General features: G+C 60.3%; 17 protein-coding genes. 1 reads left to right on the top strand and 16 read right to left on the bottom strand.

What is annotated here, in order from left to right; all coding sequences use genetic code 11:
* Positions 1 to 10 precede the first annotated feature (10 nt).
* The 8 genes from hisS to B9Z49_RS17555 all read right to left on the bottom strand — a co-directional run bounded on the left by hisS (position 11) and on the right by B9Z49_RS17555 (position 8517).
* Complete coding sequence (hisS, locus tag B9Z49_RS17590) at positions 11 to 1348, bottom strand: histidine--tRNA ligase (protein ID WP_108354747.1); 1338 nt, start codon at positions 1346 to 1348, stop codon at positions 11 to 13.
* Positions 1345 to 2634 carry a flavodoxin-dependent (E)-4-hydroxy-3-methylbut-2-enyl-diphosphate synthase gene (gene ispG / locus B9Z49_RS17585; protein ID WP_108354746.1) on the bottom strand — a complete coding sequence of 430 codons (1290 nt, stop codon included), beginning with the start codon at positions 2632 to 2634 and terminating at the stop codon, positions 1345 to 1347. Before ispG ends, hisS begins: the two co-directional genes overlap by 4 nt.
* Positions 2635 to 2636: 2 nt before the next feature.
* A complete protein-coding gene (locus tag B9Z49_RS17580) occupies positions 2637 to 3614 on the bottom strand; it encodes a helix-turn-helix domain-containing protein (protein ID WP_108354745.1) in 978 nt (325 codons plus the stop codon).
* The gene (rlmN, locus tag B9Z49_RS17575) at positions 3592 to 4758 is read right to left on the bottom strand and encodes a 23S rRNA (adenine(2503)-C(2))-methyltransferase RlmN (RefSeq protein ID WP_108354744.1); all 1167 of its coding nucleotides are present in this window, start codon (positions 4756 to 4758) and stop codon (positions 3592 to 3594) included. The genes B9Z49_RS17580 and rlmN overlap by 23 nt, the downstream gene beginning before the upstream one ends.
* Positions 4759 to 4797: 39 nt before the next feature.
* The gene (gene ndk / locus B9Z49_RS17570; RefSeq protein WP_108354743.1) at positions 4798 to 5223 is read right to left on the bottom strand and encodes a nucleoside-diphosphate kinase; all 426 of its coding nucleotides are present in this window, start codon (positions 5221 to 5223) and stop codon (positions 4798 to 4800) included.
* Positions 5224 to 5384: 161 nt separating this feature from the next.
* Positions 5385 to 6590, bottom strand: a complete 1206-nt coding sequence (locus B9Z49_RS17565) for a pseudouridine synthase (protein WP_108354742.1) — start codon at positions 6588 to 6590, stop codon at positions 5385 to 5387.
* Positions 6587 to 7381, bottom strand: coding sequence for an SMC-Scp complex subunit ScpB (gene scpB, locus B9Z49_RS17560; protein WP_108354741.1), 795 nt, complete (start codon positions 7379 to 7381; stop codon positions 6587 to 6589). Before scpB ends, B9Z49_RS17565 begins: the two co-directional genes overlap by 4 nt.
* Before the next feature lie 104 nt (positions 7382 to 7485).
* Positions 7486 to 8517, bottom strand: coding sequence for an RluA family pseudouridine synthase (locus tag B9Z49_RS17555; RefSeq protein WP_108354740.1), 1032 nt, complete (start codon positions 8515 to 8517; stop codon positions 7486 to 7488).
* A 98-nt stretch (positions 8518 to 8615) separates the two neighbouring features.
* On the opposite strand from B9Z49_RS17555, the gene B9Z49_RS17550 reads away from it, so the two are divergent.
* Positions 8616 to 9377, top strand: a complete 762-nt coding sequence (locus B9Z49_RS17550) for an outer membrane protein assembly factor BamD (RefSeq protein WP_369913776.1) — start codon at positions 8616 to 8618, stop codon at positions 9375 to 9377.
* Here B9Z49_RS17550 and B9Z49_RS17545 read toward each other — a convergent pair.
* The 8 genes from B9Z49_RS17545 to B9Z49_RS22285 all read right to left on the bottom strand — a co-directional run.
* Positions 9346 to 11481, bottom strand: coding sequence for an ATP-dependent DNA helicase (locus B9Z49_RS17545; RefSeq protein ID WP_108354738.1), 2136 nt, complete (start codon positions 11479 to 11481; stop codon positions 9346 to 9348). The genes B9Z49_RS17550 and B9Z49_RS17545 overlap by 32 nt on opposite strands.
* The gene (locus tag B9Z49_RS17540; RefSeq protein WP_108354737.1) at positions 11478 to 11720 is read right to left on the bottom strand and encodes a DUF465 domain-containing protein; all 243 of its coding nucleotides are present in this window, start codon (positions 11718 to 11720) and stop codon (positions 11478 to 11480) included. Before B9Z49_RS17540 ends, B9Z49_RS17545 begins: the two co-directional genes overlap by 4 nt.
* On the bottom strand, positions 11717 to 12157 hold the full coding sequence (locus tag B9Z49_RS17535; RefSeq protein ID WP_146188556.1) for a hypothetical protein: 441 nt from the start codon (positions 12155 to 12157) through the stop codon (positions 11717 to 11719). The genes B9Z49_RS17540 and B9Z49_RS17535 overlap by 4 nt, the downstream gene beginning before the upstream one ends.
* Positions 12154 to 13251, bottom strand: a complete 1098-nt coding sequence (gene zapE / locus B9Z49_RS17530; protein ID WP_108354735.1) for a cell division protein ZapE — start codon at positions 13249 to 13251, stop codon at positions 12154 to 12156. Before zapE ends, B9Z49_RS17535 begins: the two co-directional genes overlap by 4 nt.
* Positions 13252 to 13363: 112 nt before the next feature.
* Positions 13364 to 14791, bottom strand: coding sequence for a dihydrolipoyl dehydrogenase (gene lpdA / locus B9Z49_RS17525; RefSeq protein WP_108354734.1), 1428 nt, complete (start codon positions 14789 to 14791; stop codon positions 13364 to 13366).
* 60 nt (positions 14792 to 14851) lie between these two features.
* Entirely contained in the window at positions 14852 to 16096 is a 1245-nt protein-coding gene (odhB, locus tag B9Z49_RS17520; RefSeq protein WP_108354733.1) for a 2-oxoglutarate dehydrogenase complex dihydrolipoyllysine-residue succinyltransferase, read from the bottom strand.
* Between the two features lie 91 nt (positions 16097 to 16187).
* Positions 16188 to 19055: a 2-oxoglutarate dehydrogenase E1 component gene (locus B9Z49_RS17515; protein ID WP_108354732.1), complete on the bottom strand. Its 2868-nt coding sequence runs from the start codon at positions 19053 to 19055 to the stop codon at positions 16188 to 16190.
* The coding region (locus B9Z49_RS22285; protein WP_233254691.1) for a hypothetical protein at positions 19042 to 19431 on the bottom strand (390 nt) is incomplete at its 5' end. The genes B9Z49_RS17515 and B9Z49_RS22285, both read right to left, overlap by 14 nt.

Here is a 19431-nt window from a genome sequence, read left to right as displayed (position 1 = left end):
GTTGAGCGCTTTAAAGCGCGGATTGTAGGCTGTGGGCCCACGCGGCCACAGTATTCAGCGGCTCGGTGCGCTGGGCTCCTTCGCCGTCACGCAGCGATTTGACCGCGACCAGGCCTTGGGCCAATTCTTCGGCACCGAAGACCAGGGCGAAACGCGCACCCGAGGCATCGGCTTTTTTGAACTGGGACTTCATGCTGCCCATGCTGTCCCCGCTGCCCGCATGCATTTGGGCCGACACGCCACAGGCGCGCAAGCTCTGCAGCAGCTGCATGGCCACCGGCAAGGCGGCGGTTTCGGGGATGATGGCATATACATCAGGGGCCAGATTGGGCAAGGCCTCGCCCTGCTCCTTGATGAGTTCGAGTACGCGTTCCACACCCAAGGCCCACCCCACCGCAGGTGTTGGCTTGCCGCCAATTTGCTCAATCAGGTAGTCGTAGCGACCACCGCCGCAAATCGTGCCCTGCGAGCCCAAGCTGGTGGTGATGAACTCGAACACCGTGAGGTTGTAGTAATCCATGCCGCGCACCAAACGCGGGTTGATGCTGTAGGTCACACCATTGGCGTCCAAGATGGCCTTGACCGCATTGAAGTGGGCCAGCGAGGCCGCACCCAAAAAGTCGAGCAAACGGGGGGCGGCCTCAACCACGCTTTGCATGGCCGGGTTCTTGGTGTCCAGGATGCGCAAAGGGTTGCTGTGCAGGCGGCGCATGGCTTCTTCGTCCAGCACATCGCTGTGCTTTTCAAGGTGAGCAATCAAGGCTGCGCGGTGGGCTTGGCGCTCTGCGGGTTGTCCCAAGCTGTTGAGTTCCAGGCGCACATCTTTCAGGCTCAACACCTTCCACAGGTCATTGGCCAACAAGATCAGTTCAGCGTCCACCTCGGCACCACCAAAACCCAGCACCTCGGCACCGACTTGGTGAAACTGGCGGTAGCGACCGCGTTGGGGACGCTCATGGCGGAACATGGGGCCCATGTAATACAGGCGCTTGCCACCTTCGTATAGCAGGTTGTGCTCAACCACAGCGCGCACCAGACCCGCAGTGCCTTCGGGGCGAAGCGTGAGTTGCTCGCCGTTCAGGCGGTCTTCAAAGGAGTACATCTCCTTTTCAACGATGTCGGTTACCTCACCCAAGCCGCGCACAAACAAGGCCGTGGGTTCAAGGATGGGCAATCGCACGTTGCGGTAGGCGTAACGCGCCATCAAGGCGCGCACCTGCTGCTCCAGCCATTCCCAACGCGCCGAGTCGGGTGGCAGGATGTCGTTCATGCCCTTCACGCCGACCAGTTTTTGGGCCTTAATGGCCTTTTCAACTTTAGGGATGTTTTCTTTCAGCGGTTCGCTCATGTTGGTTCTGCAGATCCCGAACCAAAACGGTTCTCAATGTAGTTTTCAACCAGCACCTGAAACTCCTGTGCAATGCCTTCACCGCGCAGCGTCAGGCGCTTTTCTCCATCGATGAAGACCGGGGCAGCAGGAGCCTCACCGGTGCCGGGCAGGCTGATGCCGATGTCCGCATGCTTGCTCTCTCCGGGACCATTCACGATGCAGCCCATCACGGCGACCTTGAGGTTTTCCACCCCGGGGTAATGGGCACGCCACACGGGCATTTGGGCGCGCAAAAAATCGTCAATCTGCTTGGCCAGCTCTTGGAAGGTGCTGCTGGTGGTGCGCCCGCAGCCGGGGCAAGCGGTGACGCTGGGCACAAAAATGCGCAAACCCAAGGACTGCAAAATCTCGGATGCGATCACCACCTCTTGCGTGCGGGCTTCACCCGGCTGAGGCGTGAGCGAGACGCGGATGGTGTCGCCAATGCCTTCTTGGAGCAAGACCGACAAAGCCGTCGCCGAAGCCACCGTGCCCTTGGTGCCCATGCCCGCTTCGGTCAGGCCCAAGTGCAAGGCGTAGTCGGTGCGACGGCCCAACTCGCGGTAAACAGCGATCAAGTCTTGCACCCCTGAGACCTTGCAGGACAGCGCAATCTGCGCGCCATTCAAACCCATGGCTTCAGCCCGCTCGGCAGACGATATGGCCGATGAAATCAGCGCTTCGTACATGACTTGGCGCGCTTCCCAAGGCTGGGCGCGCTGGCTGTTGGTGTCCATCAGATCGGCCAGCAACTCCTGGTCGAGACTGCCCCAGTTCACGCCGATGCGAATCGCCTTGTTGAAACGCATGGCCGCTTCGATCATCTGACCGAACTGCACATCGCGCTTGTCGCCCTTGCCCACATTGCCGGGGTTGATGCGGTATTTCGACAGCGCCTCGGCACACGCAGGGTAGTCGGTCAGCAAGCGGTGGCCGTTGTAATGAAAATCGCCAATCAGCGGCACGTCAATGCCCATCTTGTCAAGCTGGTCACGGATATGCGGTACCGCCTCAGCGGCTTCAGGTGTGTTGACCGTGATGCGTACCATCTCAGAGCCGGCAATGGCCAACTCCTTGACCTGAATGGCGGTGCCGATCACGTCGACCGTGTCGGTGTTGGTCATGGACTGCACGCGCACTGGGGCGCCGCCGCCCACGGTGACCACGCGCGAGCCCCAGACCACTTGGGACTGGCGGCTGCGCCTAACCGCTGGACGGGCGATGGCAATGGGCTCAGGGCTCAGTGGCAAGTTTGCAGATGACATGTTCACTCCTTCACTTCAAAACGAGCCACCGTCACCAGGGTGTGGGGCTTGAGGTCAAAAGCTTGGCCGCGAAGAGTCGCTGTGACCGCCTGGGCACGGCCGACCACAACACTCACGGGCAAAGGGCTCTGGATCCGGGTACTTTCGCCGGCCTTGACCACGCCACTCCAGATCACCGCTTTTTGCGCGTTGCGCACTTCCAGCCAACTGTCGCCCGAAGCGGAAAACACCCATTCGGGGGATGCATCAGAACGGCCTGCAGAAGATGATGCTGTGGCTGTCACTGGATTGGCAGGAATCACTTGCGAACTCTTGGTTGCCACGGGCTCTGTCACCACAGCGGTCGTTGCAGCATTAGGAACATTCGAGACAAAAGACGCTGGCGACTGCGTGGTTTTGGCATCAGAAGCTTCAAAGGTTGGCGATGTCGCGCCAATCACAGGCAGCGAGACAGGTTCTCCGACTTCTTGAGAAACCACCTGGTCAGCCATCAAGGATTTGACGTCCTCCAACCAAGCCCAGTGGGACGGACCGGGCAGCCAGAGCAGCGCGCCTGTCATGAAAAGCATAAAAGTGGCACTCCAGACCACTTTGGATGAAGCCATTCGGCCCCAAGGCAGACCAGCGATGCCCATAGAAGCCTCGTCCTCCAAAGGCTTGATGGAGCTTCGCAGAGGCTCCAACTGGAAGGACGTTTGCGGTAATAAGGCCAAAATCGGTGCAGCGTCGGTATGCAAGTGACGGCAAACGCTGGAAGCCAGGCCCCGGTAAAAAACGGGGCCTTTGCCAGGGTCAAGCTCATCCGCCTCCAAAGCCTCCAGTTGGCGCACTGGCACTTTCAAGGTGATCGATAAAACGGCCAGGTGGATGCCAGCCTTCAAACGCGCTTTTCGCAGCAACTGTCCGGCTGTCACGGCCAAAACAGGAGGCTCAGAACTACCGGACTGGGTTCCGGACTCAGTTTTTAGGCTTGGTGTCATGTCGAGGCTCCGAGAAAGTCACAGCAGAAAGGGGCACCCAGTTGAGGGTACGCTGCTCGGCCATACGCGATTGCACTTGGGTGCGGTCTTTCACATCACCAGCCAACTGGCCACAGGCAGCATCGATGTCATCACCACGGGTTTTGCGCACCGTGGTAACCAAACCGGCCTCTTGCAACTGCTTGGCAAAGGCCTGTACGCGGGTCTGGGGTGAGCGAAGCAACCCGGAAGCCGGAAAGGGGTTAAAAGGAATCAGGTTGAACTTGCAACGCAAGCCCTGGCGGGCGTGTCTTTGAACGAGGTCAATCAAGGCGCTGGCGTGCTCGGGCTGGTCGTTGACGCCGTCGAGCATGCAGTATTCGAAGGTAATGAAGTCACGCGGCGCATGGGCCAAGTAACCGATGCAGGCCTGCATAAGTTCGTCGAGCGGGTATTTCCGGTTGAGCGGCACCAAATTGTCACGCAGCGCATCAAAAGGCGCGTGCAACGAGACGGCCAGCGCGACAGGGCAATCGCCTGACAAGCGCTCGATCATCGGCACCACGCCCGAGGTGGACACGGTGACGCGTCGGCGCGACAGGCCATAACCGTGGTCATCGAGCATGGCGCGCAGCGCAGGAACCAAGGCCGAATAGTTTTGCAGAGGCTCACCCATGCCCATCATCACCACGTTGGAGATGACACGCTCATCGGTCTTGACGTGTTGGCGCAAAAAGTGCTCGGCAAACCACAATTGGGCGAGGATCTCGCCAGTGGTGAGGTTGCGGCTGAAACCCTGGTGACCCGTGGAACAAAAACGGCAGCCCACGGCGCAACCCGCTTGGGACGAAATGCACAAGGTACCCCGGTCGTCTTCGGGGATGAACACCGACTCGATGGCGTTGCCATCACCGACGTCAAACAACCATTTGATGGTGCCGTCGGCTGAAATGTGTTGACTGATGAGGGGGAGAGGCGCGACATGCGCATGAGACAAGAGTTTTTGGCGCAAGGACTTGGCCAAATCACTCATGTGTTCAAAATCTGCAGCGCCACGCTGGTGGATCCAGCGGAACAACTGGGTGGCCCGAAAGCGCTTTTCGCCCAGACCCTCGCAAAAAACGGCCAAACCTTCCAGGTCGAATTCGAGAAGGTTGGTCGTCATGGGGTCAGGGCGCAGGAGCGCGTGCGGTCCGCGACGCGATCAGCGTGCGTACACGTTCAAGCCGGCAAAAAAGAATGCAACTTCAGCGGCTGCAGTTTCAGGCGCGTCTGAGCCATGCACGGCGTTGGCGTCGATACTGTCAGCGAAGTCAGCGCGGATGGTGCCTGCAGCGGCTTTCTTGGGATCAGTAGCGCCCATCAGGTCACGGTTTTTGGCAATGGCGTTCTCGCCTTCCAGGGCTTGGATCATGACAGGGCCGGAGATCATGAAATCCACCAGGTCCTTGAAGAAAGGACGCTCTTTGTGCACGCCGTAAAACTGCTCGGCCTCGCCGCGCGAGAGGTGGGCCATTCTGGCAGCGACCACTTTGAGGCCAGCGGCTTCGAATCGGGCATAGATTTGGCCGATGACGTTCTTGGCGACAGCGTCGGGCTTGATAATGGAGAGGGTGCGTTCGATGGCCATGGTTTTTTCCTGTTAAGAGGTGATTTCTAACTATTTTTGCACTGCGGCAAAGCTCACGATTCTAACCTGAGTGGGTGACAAAATGGCCCCGCCAGCCGATGCACCGGCAGGGAAAACGGGATTTGACCATTCTGGACTGCCACGACGGTCAAAGCCCTTGTTCAGCGGCTGCGTCCACCACCGCCTCGGCCACCTCGGCCCGGGGTGGCCGGCGCTTTTTTCAAGCGATTGAAGCTTTCGGCGCCAATGTACTTGGCCTCGCTTTTGGGGGCATCAGATTGGGCGTGTAAGCCGGACCCCCCCGGGGCCTGGTTGGGCTTGGCGGCCGGTTTGGCGCGGGGCACGGCCGTGCCCGCGCGGCCTTGTCCACCGGTGCGGGGGCGCCGGTCATTGCGATTGGTGCGGGTCGGCTGCTCTGTGACGGGGCGGGGACGCTCGCTCGTGCCCGCCGCCCGCATCAAGGCCCGAATATCGGCCTCGTCGAGTTCAAGCCATGCGCCACGGCGCAAACCGTGCGGCAGCACCATCGCGCCATAACGGATGCGGATCAAGCGGCTGACCGCATGACCGACCGATTCCATCATGCGGCGCACTTCGCGGTTGCGGCCTTCAGAGATGGTCACCCGGTACCAGCAATTAGAGCCCTCGCCGCCACCGTCTTCTATCGAGCCGAACTGGGCCGGACCGTCATCGAGCATCACGCCGTCCAACAGCTTTTGCTTTTCGTCTTTGCTCAGGGCACCCAGTACACGCACGGCGTATTCACGCTCCAGGCCAAACCTCGGGTGCATGAGTTGGTTAGCCAGCTCACCCGAGCTGGTGAACAGCAGCAAGCCTTCAGTGTTCAGGTCCAGACGGCCCACGGATTGCCATTTGCCGTTTTGCAGGCGCGGCAGTTTGCGAAACACCGATGGGCGATTTTGCGGATCGTCGTGGCTGACGATCTCACCTGCAGGCTTGTGGTAGGCGATCACACGTGCGGGCGGCGGGTCGATGCGGATGCGGATCGGCTTGCCGTCGACCTTGATTTGGTCGCCATATTGCACACGCTGGCCCACATGGGCGAGTTCGTTGTTCACGGCAATGCGGCCTTCGGTGATGAGTTTTTCCATCTCGAGGCGCGACCCCATGCCGGCTTGGGCCAGCACCTTGTGAAGTTTGGGCGAGTCGGTTTGGGGCGCGAGCACGCGCTTGCCCAGGTCTTGCGCCACCGCTTCGGCTGCGTCCTCGTCATCGAACTGACCAGAGACCACATCGGCCAGGTCAATCGCTTTGTAAGGCGTCAGAGCCGTTGTGGCTGCACCCGTTTTGCGAGAAGCGTAAACGCCAGAGCGCTGGCCCTGCGCGTTGGAGGAAGAATCGTTCATGTGGGGGTGTTTTCTTGGCCGTGGCCGGGGTTGGCGGGGTCCACGTCGGGCAAATTGGCGTCCGAGTGGTGATCGCTGAATGGGCCGATCAATGCAGGGCTGGAAGGATCGCTGGAAAGCTCAGTTTGGGGGTCGTTGGGAGCTTCGGTAGAGGGCGCGGCTGAGCTGGGTTCACCCGCCAAGGTTGATTCGGCAGACTCGGCCAGAGCCTCTTCGAGCGAAAGGCTGGCCTGCGCCGGGGACTCGTCCAGCATGCCGGCAAGGGCCGACATGGGCGAATCGACTTGGGAGAGCAAGGGCAATTGGTCCAAGGAGGCCAGACCCAGATCGTCCAGAAACTGGCGGGTGGTGGCAAACAAGCTGGGGCGGCCCACCGTTTCGCGATGGCCAATCACCTCGACCCAGCCACGGTCCTCCAACTGCTTGATGATTTGCGAGCCGATGGTCACGCCCCGGATGTCTTCCATGTCACCACGAGTGACCGGTTGGCGATAGGCGATGATGGCCAGGGTCTCCAACACAGCTCGGGTGTATTTGGGGGGTTTTTCAGGGTGCAGGCGGTCCAAGTAAACACGCAACTCCGGGCGGCTCTGAAAACGCCAACCGCTGGCCACGCGGGTCAACTCGAGGCCTTTGCCCACCCATTCAAGTTCCAGGTCTTGCAGCATCAGCCGCAGTGTGTCGGCCCCGAGCGCATCGTCAAACAGCACGCGCAAATCGCGCAGCGACAAAGGCTGGCCCGCTGTGAGCAGGGCCGTTTCCAGGACACGCTTGGCTTGCGCCGTATTCATGGTGTCGGTCTTTCGGAAAAAAAAACGCCTCACGGCGAAGTAGCAAAACGCCTCACGGCGTGTGGACAGGGCAGTTCAGAACTGCCAAAGACCCTACAAGGAGGTCAGGGCCAACGGCCAAAGCGACTCATCAAGGGGTTTTTATTGTAACTGAGGCCCGAATTTTGCATGGCCTGGGCCATGTCCTCAGGCATAGCCGATGTCAGGTCGATGCTCTGGCCGGTGATCGGGTGCTCAAAGGCCAGCCGCCAAGCATGCAAAGCCTGGCGCGCCATACCGCCCATGGGGACGCCGCCGTAGACCGCGTCGCCCAACAAGGGGTGCCCCAGGTGCGCCATATGCACCCGGATCTGGTGCGTGCGCCCGGTGTGCAAGGTGCATTGCACCAGGCAGCAGCGCTCGCCTTGGTCCAGCAGGTTGAAGGTGGTGGCCGCAGTTTTACCCGATTGGTGGGCCAGGTCCACCACGGCCATGCGCAGGCGGTTAGCCGGGTCACGGCCAATGGCGGCTTCAAGCGTGCGCGGTGAGGGGCCGGTCCAGTTTTTATGGCCCAAGGCCAAGTACTGGCGGTGCACTTTCCGCGCTGCAATTTGAGCCACCAGCGCGTCCATGGCCTGGCGCGTGCGGGCCACGACCATCAGGCCGCTGGTGTCCTTGTCGAGTCGGTGCACGATGCCCGCACGGGGCACTTCGCTGGCTTGCGTGTCCAGGGCTAGCAAGCCATTGAGCAGCGTGCCGCGCCAGTTACCTGGAGCCGGGTGCACCACCAGACCAGCAGGTTTGTGGATCACGCGCAGGTGCGCATCTTCGTACACCACGTCAATGGGCATGGCCTCGGGCACAAAGGCTTGCGACTGCGGCGTGGCCCGCAAGGTGATTTGCAGCAGGTGCCCCAGCCGCACCTTGGCCGACACCTTGGTGGTCACACGGCCATCGATCAGCAACTCGCCTTGCTCGATCAATTGCTGCAAATAGCTGCGCGAGAACTCGGGCACCAACTGTGCCAATACCCTGTCCAACCGCTGGCCATGCAGCGCCACAGGAACAGCTGCAGTGCGCACCTCTTCTTGCGCTTCTTCTTGCGACGCTTCGAGCGCGTGCTCAGCATCTTCGGCGAGCTCGCCGGAGTCATGCATTTCGGGGTCGGTCGATATAATCAAAGGGTTCAACAATCAAGGTGTCACAGATGCAAAGCTTCAGATTATCAATGGTTCCAGCTGGCCTGGTTTTGACCATGGGACTCCTTCTGAGTGGCTGCGCCAACACCCCCAAGGACCTGACGGCAGGCTGGACCCCTGAAAAGATCTACAGCGAAGCCCGAGACGAGGCGAGTGCTGGCGCCTGGGACAAGGCCATTGGCTATTACGAAAAACTCGAAGGCCGCGCTGCAGGCACTGCCCTTGCCCAACAAGCCCAGATCGACAAGGCTTTCGCCCAGTACAAAACTGGCGACAAGATCCAGGCCATCGCCACGCTGGACCGTTTCATCCGACTGCACCCCACCAGCCCGGCCCTTGACTACGCGATTTACCTCAAAGGCTTGGTCAACTTCAATGACAACCTGGGTTTGTTCGCTTTCATCACGCGTCAAGACCTCTCCGAGCGTGACCAAAAGGCCGCGAAAGACTCCTACGAGGCCTTTCGCGATCTGAGCACACGCTTTCCGGACTCCAAATACACCGCTGATGCACGCCAGCGCATGACTTACATCGTCAACTCGCTGGCCGCTTACGAGGTGCATGTGGCCCGTTTCTATGCCAGTCGGGGCGCGCATGTGGCAGCCATCAACCGCGCGCAGCAGGCCATTGCCGACTACCAGGGCGTGCCTGCCCTCGAAGAAGCCCTGGCCATTTTGATCAGCTCTTACAAGGCCATGGGCATGACGACGCTGAGCAACGATGCCAAGCGTGTGCTGCAAAGCAGCTTCCCGAAGTCGGCCTTTTTGCTCACCGATGGCGCAGAGGTCAAGCGCTCGAGTGGCTGGCGTCTGTGGTGAGCTGACGCAGCGCTTCCAGAAAAGCCGCGTGGTCCTCCAGGCGGCGCATGGCGGGTAAACCCCGCACCAACCGCCGGCCGTAGGACATGGTGCTCAGGCGGTTGTCGCACACCACCAAAATGCCGCGATCGGTTTCGCTGCGGATCAAGCGCCCTGCCCCTTGTTTGAGTGAGACCGCCGCTTCGGGCAGAGCGTGGTCAGCAAAAGCGCTCTTGCCCTGCTGCGTGATGCGCTGGCTGCGCGCCTCAAACAGCGGGTCACCGGGGGGCGGGAAAGGGAGCTTGTCGATGACCACCAGTTGCAGCGCATCACCGGGCACATCGAAGCCTTCCCAAAATGAGGCCGAGGCCACCAGCACGCAACCCGTGCGGCCTTGCGCGTCACCGTGCCCTCCCCCTTCGCGAAAACGCTCCATCAATCGTCGTTTGGGGCTTTGGCCCTGCACCAACACCTCGATGCCGCCGTCGCTCTGCGCTTGCAGTTGCTCGCCAATGCTGCGCATCGCGCTCAAGGTGGTGGTCAACACCAGGGTTCGGCCGCCCAAAATCGCCAGCGCCTCCAGCACCAAAGTGGCCACCTGGTTGGCGTGGCCCGGGTCACCCGGACGAGGCAAGTGCGGCGGCACGTACAGGGCCGCTTGTTGTGCATAGTCAAAAGGGCTATTGACCTGCATGACTTCGGCTGAGCTGAGGCCGCAAGGATCGGTGAACCAGCGCAAACTCGGCTCGTCACCCAAAGTGGCCGAAGTGAAAATCCAGGCCCGCTGACCCACACTGGGCGCATGCCCTGCCGAAGCAGGGTTGCTTACAGCGAGTCGCGGATCCCCAGCAATCAAGGCCTCTAATGAGTCGGCGTCAGCGGGCGATTCGGCCTCGAAATCGGCCTCGGGTTGCGGTGTCACTGACACAGGGCGGGTCAGGGCAGAAAAGGCCTGCGCGATGTCCAATGGCGACTCGATCAGGCGCAGTTGCGCACTCACCTCAGCCCAGCGCACGCCCTCAGGGTTAGGCGTTTCGGTGAACAAGGTGGCGCGCTGCATCAGCTCACGGGTGCGCTCGCCCAGTCGCTGAAAATCGGGGGCCAGCTCGCTCACCATGTCCAAACCGTTTTGCAAATCCTGCAAGGCGATCGACACCGCTTGCAGCGCATCTGACCACTCATCTGTAGCCACCCCCTCGGGGTGATGGCCCGTCCAACGCAGTCGAACAGAGCCCCTGTGTATGCCTGCAGCCAAGCGCCAATCGCGGGTGGCTTTTTCCAATTGGGCCGTCAAACTTTGCCAATCGACCAGGCCACGCGCCAACTGCAAACCGGTGGCCAGCACGTCGCGCACCAGCTCGTGCAACTGCACCGTGGACAGTTGCTTGCCCAAAAAATTCACCCCAATCTCGTTGAGCTGGTGGGCCTCATCAAACACGGTCACGCGCACGGTGGGCAGCAACTCGGCCACACCCGACTCGCGCACTGCCATGTCCGCAAAGAAAAGATGGTGGTTGATGACCACCACGTCCGCGGCCATGGCCTCTTTGCGCGCCAGGTTGACGTGGCAAGCGCGAAAGCGTGGGCAGGTTGAGCCCAGGCAGTTGTCGCGGGTGGAGGTCACCAACGGCCACAAGGACGAGCGCTCGTCCAAACCTGTCAGCTCGGCCATGTCGCCGCTGCGGGTGGATTGTGCCCAGGTCTCGATCTTGGCCAAGGCCTTTTGTGCCCCGGGTTGGGCCGATTCTGGGCTGTGCCGGGCTTGCTCCATGCGGTGCAGGCACAGGTAGTTGCCTCGGCCTTTGAGCAAAGCCACCCGAATGGGCAAACCCAGCACCTCCACCAAACGCGGAATGTCGCGAGAAAACAATTGGTCTTGCAACGCCTTGGTGGCCGTGGACACCAGCGCCCGCTGGCCACTCAGCAATACCGGCACCAGATAGGCGTAGGTCTTGCCCGTGCCCGTGCCTGCCTCCACCACCAGCTGGCCGCCGTCTTGCACCGTGCGGCTGACCGCCATGGCCATATCGGTCTGGCCCTGCCGAGGCTGAAAACCCGGCACGGTTTGCGCCAACACCCCGTGGCTGGACAGGGTTTCGGCCACCCGCTGATCGAGCAAATTCAAGCGGGTTCCTTGGGGGACAACTGAGATTGCAGCTGAACAATCTGGTCACGCAGGGCCAAACGGCGTTTTTTCATGCGACGCAAGCGCAGTTCGTCGAGATGAACGGGCACAGACACAGCTTGGTCAATCAACGCATCCAGGTCGGCGTGCTCGATTTGCCACTCAATCAGCTGGCGTTGGGGTGAACGCAAATCAACTGACGGTGTCTTGGAAACATTGCTGGAGCTGTCTTCGCTCATGGCGCCCCCCGAGTCTCGGTTTGTTTGACTTGCAAACGCCGTTCGCGTTGCTCGTTGCGCCACGACCGCTCTTGCGCATTCAAGGCCAACTCCTGCTGGCGCAAGGGCGCCAACGCCTGTCTTCGGGTGAGCCGCGCATCGCTCAAGCAGGCATTGACGGCAAACTTTTGCCAACACGCCGCTTGCTGCATCTGCTCGGCTTGCACGATGGCACTTCGTTGTGCGGCCAGTGCCTGTCGTTGGCGCTTGATGGCCTCGGGCACTTCATCCGGGATTGGGTCCGAAGCCAATGGTGTCTGCGCGTCCAGCACGGGGGGGGCCGGATGCGTCATCGGGGCCGTCAAGGTTTCTGTCTGGACGGTTTGCGCCTGAACGCCCCAGCCCGACAACAGGCTTAGCGCCAAACCGCAACACCCGCTCAAAAGTGCGCGTGTCATGTGAGCTGCGTGTCCACCGTGCGGTGTTCCAACGCCAGAAACTCGCTGGACTGCATCTCATGCAAGCGCGAGACGGTGCGTGGAAACTCGTGCGACATCGGACCCGAGGTGTACAGGCCCTCAGGAGGCACGGCGGCCGACATGATCAGCTTGACCCGGCGGTCGTAGAGCACATCGATCAGCCAGGTGAAGCGCCGCGCTTCAGACGCCATGCTCACGGGCATATGGGGCACGTTGCTGAGCAAAACCGTGTGGTACTGCGTGGCGATTTCCAGGTAGTCATTTTGCGAACGCGGACCGCCGCAAATGGCGCGGAAGTCAAACCAGACCACATCCCCGGCGCGGCGTTTGGCGGTGATATCGCGCGCCTCAATGTGCAGCACCTGGTCTTCATCGGGGCCCGTGGCGAGGCGGTTGAAGGCATCGTTCATCTCGGCATCGGCCTGCTCACCCAGTGGCGAGTGGTAAAGCTTGACCCGCTCCAAGGTGCGGCGGCGGTAATCGGTCCCGTTGTCCACATTAAGCACCTGCATGCGCTGGTTCAACAAAGCAATCGCCGGCAAGATGCGGTCACGGTGCAGGCCCCCGGGGTACAAGCCGTCGGGTTCAAAATTGGATGTGGTGACAAAGCCCACGCCATTGTCAAACAAGGCCACCAGTAGCCGATGCAAGATCATCGCGTCGGTGATGTCGGCGACATGGAATTCGTCAAAGCAAATCAGCTGGTAACGCTTGGCCATGCGCTTTCCCAGTTCGTCCAGCGGGTTCACGGTGCCTTGGATGGCGGTGAGCTCGCGGTGAACCTCGCGCATGAACTCGTGAAAATGCAGCCGGGTCTTGCGCTGAATGGGCAGTGCGGCAAAAAAGCAGTCCATCAAAAAGCTTTTACCGCGCCCCACGCCCCCAAACATGTAAACCCCCTTGGGGATCTCAGGGCGGCTGAAGAACTTGCCCAGCAGACGTGAACGCTTGGATTGGTAGGCGGTCCACTCATTGGCGCACCGCTCCAGCGCCTCGATGGCCCGCAGTTGTGCCGGATCGCTTTGGTAAGCACGTTTTTGGAGCTCTTCTTCGTAAACTTCACGAACGGACATGGCTGGCTTGCTCTTCAATTCAAAAACAAAACCCGGGACCAGGCCCGGGTTTTAGGGATGCAGAACTTTAACCCAACTCACCCGGAACCGCAGTTCCGGGGGCGTCAAAGACTCAGAAGTTCAACGTGCGCTTGTCCACCGCCAAAGCGGCCTCTTTGGTCGACTCACTCAAGGAAGGGTGTGCGTGACAAATGCGGGCGATGTCTTCGGCGCTGGCACGGAATTCCATGGCCACCACGGCCTCGGCGATCAACTCGCTGGCCTGAGGACCCACGATGTGCACGCCCAGGATTTCGTCGGTGGTCGCATCGGCCAGCATTTTCACCATGCCGGTCGTGTCGCCCAAAGCACGGGCACGGCCATTGGCCAAGAAAGGGAACGTACCCGCCTTGTAGGCCACGCCATCGGCTTTGAGCTGCTGCTCAGTACGGCCCACCCAAGCGATTTCGGGGCTGGTGTAGATGACCCAAGGGATGGTGTTGAAGTTGACGTGACCGTGTTGGCCTGCGATGCGCTCGGCCACGGCAACACCCTCTTCTTCGGCTTTGTGCGCCAGCATCGGGCCACGCACCACGTCGCCCACCGCCCAGACACCGGGTAGGTTGGTTTTGCAGTCGGCGTCGACCACGATCGCACCGCGCTCGTCGAGTTGCAAGCCCACGGCTTCGGTGTTCAGACCGATGGTGTTGGGCACGCGGCCGATCGAGATGATCAGCTTATCGGCGTCCAGCACCACGGCTTCGCCCTTGGCGTTGGTGTAGTTGACCGTGACGCCCTTCTTGCCGTTGACGATCTCGCCGACTTTCACGCCCAACTCGATCTTCAGGCCTTGTTTGTCGAAAGCCTTCTTGGCTTCCTTGGCGATTTGCTCGTCCACGGCGCCCAGGAAGGTGGGCAGGCCTTCAAGGATGGTGACTTCTGCACCCAGACGACGCCAGACCGAACCCATTTCCAGACCGATCACGCCGGAACCGATCAGGGCCAGCTTCTTGGGCACTGCGCCCACGCGCAAAGCGCCGTCGTTGGACAACACATTGACTTCGTCAAACGGCGTACCAGGCAAGGCACGGGCGTTGGAGCCGGTGGCGATGATGATGTTTTTGCCGGTGATCGATTCTTCTGTCTTGCCAGCAACCTTGATCTCGTAGCTGCCTTCCGCCTTGCTTGCAAAGCTGCCGCGACCGTGGAAGAACGTGACCTTGTTCTTTTTCAGCAAGTACAAGATGCCATCGTTGTTTTGCTTCACGACAGTGTCTTTGCGGGCCAGCATCTTGGCCACGTCCATCTTCACGTCCTTAGCCGTGATGCCGTGGTCTGCGAAGTGGTGGTTGGCGTGGTCAAAGTGTTCGCTGGACTGCAGCAAAGCTTTGGACGGAATGCAACCCACGTTGGTGCAGGTGCCGCCGGGGGCTGGGCCACCGGCTGCGTTTTTCCATTCGTCGATACAGGCGACCTGGAAACCAAGTTGTGCTGCGCGAATGGCCGCAATGTAGCCACCGGGGCCACCGCCGATGACAACGACGTCGAATTGTTTGCTCATGGGATAGGTCTTCTGGATGGAAAACGCCCCCTGGGCAGGGGGCATTCATAACAAGGGGATTTAGATGTCGAACAGCAAGCGGGCTGGATCTTCCAGCGCTTCTTTCATGGCGACCAAGCCCAAGACAGCTTCGCGGCCGTCGATGATGCGGTGGTCATACGACATAGCGAAGTAGTTCATCGGGCGAACCACGACTTGGCCGTTTTCCACCATGGCGCGGTCTTTGGTCGCATGCACACCCAAAATGGCCGACTGGGGCGGGTTGATGATGGGGGTGGACATCATCGAGCCGAAGGTGCCGCCGTTGGAGATCGAGAAGGTGCCGCCGGTCATTTCTTCCATGCCCAGCTTGCCGTCTTTGGCTTTTTGGCCGAATTCAGCGATCTTCTTTTCGATGTCGGCAAAGCTCATCTGGTCGGCGTTGCGCAAAATTGGCACCACCAAACCACGGGGCGAACCCACCGCGATGCCGATGTCAAAGTAACCGTGGTAAACGATGTCATTACCGTCGACCGAAGCGTTCAAGACCGGGAATTTCTTCAAGGCGTGCACAGCGGCCTTGACGAAGAAGCTCATGAAGCCCAGCTTGCAGCCATGTTCCTTCTCAAATCGGTCTTGCATGCGCTTGCGCATGTCCATGACTGGGGCCATGTTGATTTCGTTGAAGGTGGTCAAGATGGCGTTGGTGGACTGCGATTGCAGCAGACGCTCGGCCACGCGGGCACGCAGACGCGTCATGGGCACGCGTTGCTCTGGGCGCTCGCCCAAATCAACCGCCGGGCCGGAAACCTGCGGCAAGGCCTTGGTGGGCACACCGGTCGGGATCACGGCGGCAGTCGTTTTGACACCACCGGCCACAGCGGCCAGCACATCGCCCTTGGTCACGCGGCCGTCTTTGCCAGTGCCAGGCACCGAACCAGCGGCCAGGCTGTTGTCAGCCATCAGCTTGGCGGCAGCGGGCATGGGCACACCGGCCATGCTGGTGCTGGCCACTGCGGGTGCAGCGGCGGCAGCTGGAGCTGCAGCGGCAGGCGCTGCTGCGGGCGCGGCAGAGGCCACTTTGCCATCGGTGTCAATGCGGGCGATCAGCTGCTCTGCGGCCACCGTGGCACCGTCAGCCTGGAGTATTTCAGACAACACACCAGCGGCGGGTGCGGGCACTTCGAGCACGACCTTGTCGGTTTCGATCTCGATCAAGATTTCGTCGGCGGCCACGGTGTCGCCGACTTTCTTTTTCCACTGCAGCATGGTGGCCTCGGCCACGGACTCGGACAGTTGGGGAACTTTGACTTCTACGATTGCCATGATTTTTCCGTTATTCGTTTTACGTTAGTAATGTGTACTTGAGGATAGAAGTGAAGGGCCTGGCGCTGAACACTCAGCGCCAGAGGCCGTATCACTTGGTCAGCACGAAGCCCTTGAGTTTGGCAAAGGCCGCCTCAATCAGCGCCTTTTGCTGGTCCTGGTGCAGGTGCGAATAACCCACCGCTGGCGAAGCCGATGCGGCACGACCGGCGTAACCGAGCTTTTGACCAACCTGCATGTTCTCGTGGATGTTGTGCTGGATGAAGAACCAGGCCCCCTGGTTTTGCGGTTCGTCCTGGCACCACACGAGGTCGGTGGCGTTGGGGTACTTTTTCAGCTCGGCCGCAAACGCTTTGTGCGGGAACGGGTAGAGCTGCTCCACACGGATGATGGCCACGTCATCGGCACCCTTGGCCTCGCGGTGCTTCACCAGGTCGTAGTACACCTTGCCCGAGCAAGCCAGCACGCGCTTGACCTTGTCGGCCTTGAGCGTTTTGTTCTCAGGGATCACCGTCTGGAAGCTGCCATGCGTGAACTCAGACACGGGCGATGTCGCGTCCTTGTTGCGCAACAGCGACTTCGGGGTAAAGATGACCAAGGGCTTGCGCAGGTTGCGCACCATTTGGCGACGCAGCACATGGAAAATCTGGCTGGCCGTGGTGGGCTGCACCAGTTGCATGTTGGTATCGGCCGCCAGCTGCATGAAGCGCTCGACACGGGCCGAGCTGTGCTCGGGGCCCTGACCTTCGTAGCCATGAGGCAACATCAAGGTGATGCCGTTGACACGGCCCCACTTGACTTCGCCCGAAGCGATGAACTGGTCGATCACCACCTGTGCGCCGTTGGCGAAGTCGCCAAACTGCGCCTCCCAGATCACCAGGGTGTTGGGATCGTTGGATGCGTAGCCATATTCAAACGCCAGCACCGCTTCTTCGGAGAGGATGGAGTCGATCACGGTGAAGGGGGCTTGGTTGTCGGCAACGTTTTGCAGTGCGACATAAGTGCCTGTATCCCATTTTTCACGCTTTTGGTCGTGAATCACAGCATGGCGGTGAGTGAAGGTGCCACGACCGCAGTCCTCGCCCGACAGGCGCACCGGGTAGCCACTGGCCACCAAGGTTGCAAAAGCCATGTGCTCGCCCATGCCCCAGTCCACCGGGATATCGCCACGGCCCATGGCCGCGCGGTCGTCGTACACCTTTTTGACCAGCTGGTGCGGCGTCACCGACTCAGGGATGGTCGAGATTTTTTCAGCCACGCGCCTCCACTCGGCCAACGGGATGGCTGTGTCACCAGCGTCGGTCCACTTCTTGCCAAGGAAGGGCGACCAGTCCACGGTGAACTTGGTCTTGAAGTTGGTCAAAACGGGGTCGGTGGTGTTCTTGCCCGCGTCGAGTGCGGCGCGATAGGCCTTGGCCATCTCATCGCCGAGGTTGTCGCCCAGGCCTTGCGCAGCCAGTTTGTCGGCAAACAGTTTGCGCGTGCCGGGATGGGCGGAGATTTTTTTGTACATCAGCGGCTGGGTCAACGCGGGTGTGTCCTGCTCGTTGTGGCCGAGTTTGCGAAAGCACACCACGTCCAGCACCACATCCTTGCGGAAGGTCATGCGGTATTCGAGGGCCAACTGCGCAGCCATGACCACGGCTTCGGGATCATCGCCGTTGACGTGCAGCACCGGGGCTTCAACCATCTTCACGATGTCGGTACAAAACACGCTAGAGCGCATGTCCCGCGGGTCGGACGTCGTAAAGCCGATCTGGTTGTTGATGATGATGTGCACCGTGCCGCCCGTGGAATAACCACGGGTTTGCGCCAGAGCAAAGGTTTCCTGATTGACACCTTGGCCACCAAAGGCGGCATCGCCGTGCACCAGCACGGGAAGCACCTGTTTGCCTTGCGGGTCACCCCGGCGGTCCATGCGGGCGCGCACCGAGCCCTCGACCACGGGGTTCACGATTTCCAGGTGTGAGGGGTTGAAGGCCAGAGTCAAGTGGACCGGGCCACCGGCCGTGCTCACGTCGGAGCTGAAACCCTGGTGGTACTTCACGTCGCCGGCAGGCAACTCTTCTGGGGCAGTGTGATCGAACTCGGCAAACATGTCGGCCGGCAACTTGCCCATGGTATTGACCAAAACGTTCAAGCGGCCACGGTGGGCCATGCCGATCACGACTTCCTGCACGCCTTGAACGCCGGCCGATTGGATCAGCTCGTCCATGGCGGCGATGAAGCTCTCGCCACCTTCAAGCGAAAAGCGCTTTTGGCCTACGTACTTGGTGTGCAGGTAGCGCTCCAGGCCTTCAGCCGCCGTCAGGCGGTCGAGGATTTGCTTTTTCTTATCGGAAGTGAAGTTGGGCTTGCTGCGGATGCTTTCGAGCTTTTGCTGCCACCAGCGCTTTTCGGCCTGATCGGTGGTGTACATGTACTCGGCCCCGATCGTGCCGCAATAGGTCTCACGCAGCGCATTCAGCAACTCGCGCAAGGACATGCGGTTTTTGCCGAAGAAAGTGTTGCTGGTGTCAAACACGGTTTCTTGGTCGGCGTCAGTAAAGCCAAAGAAAGCGGGGTCGAGGTCAGGAATATTGGGGCGTTCGGTGCGCTTGAGCGGGTCGAGGTCAGCCCAGCGCTGGCCCACGTTACGGTAGGCGGCGATCAGCTGCTGTGCGGCGGTGCGCTTGCGGCCCATTTCGACATCGGCGCTGGCCATGACGACTTTGGTACCGCCGGACTTGGCGCGCTCGGCAAAGGCATTGATGACGGGCAGGTGCGGCACATCTTTGGCGTTGGAGCCGTCGACTGCGGGAACGTGCTGAAGAGCGTCGAAATATTCGCGCCAGGAGTCAGGAACGCTGCCAGGGTTGGTCAGGTAGTTTTCGTACATCTCTTCGACATACGGGGCGTTGCCGCCGAACAAGTACGTATTGCCTTGATAGGCAGCGTAGACGGAATTAGTCTCGCTCATATTTCGCTGACCTCCGTTTCCCTCTGGGAAACATAAGTTGGGTGATTTTTACCTTCCGCGACACGGCTGAACCGGTTGGCGGATGCGACTGTGGCATGGGAAGGGCCTGAGTACAGCTCACATTGTGCCACGGCTTGTCCAATGTATAACTTACAGGCGACTCTAAAAAAAACGCCCCGGCAAAGCGGGGGCCCTTATTGATTCGTTCCCTTGAAGTCTTGTCTTGAAAAGCCTTCAAAAGATGGCTTTTTGTAGACATGATGGATGACCTGCCCACCTGACAAACGTGGGTTAAGTTGATGGGTGCGAAACCTTTATCAACCCAGTGCCATAACTCAGGAGGCAGGTCATGAAACAGTTTAACGATATCTACGTG

Source organism: Limnohabitans sp. 2KL-51 (genome assembly GCF_003063645.1).
Classification (GTDB): domain Bacteria; phylum Pseudomonadota; class Gammaproteobacteria; order Burkholderiales; family Burkholderiaceae_C; genus Limnohabitans_A.
Note: the sequence above shows the minus strand (reverse complement) of the source record. Positions and strands in the feature narration are given on the sequence as shown.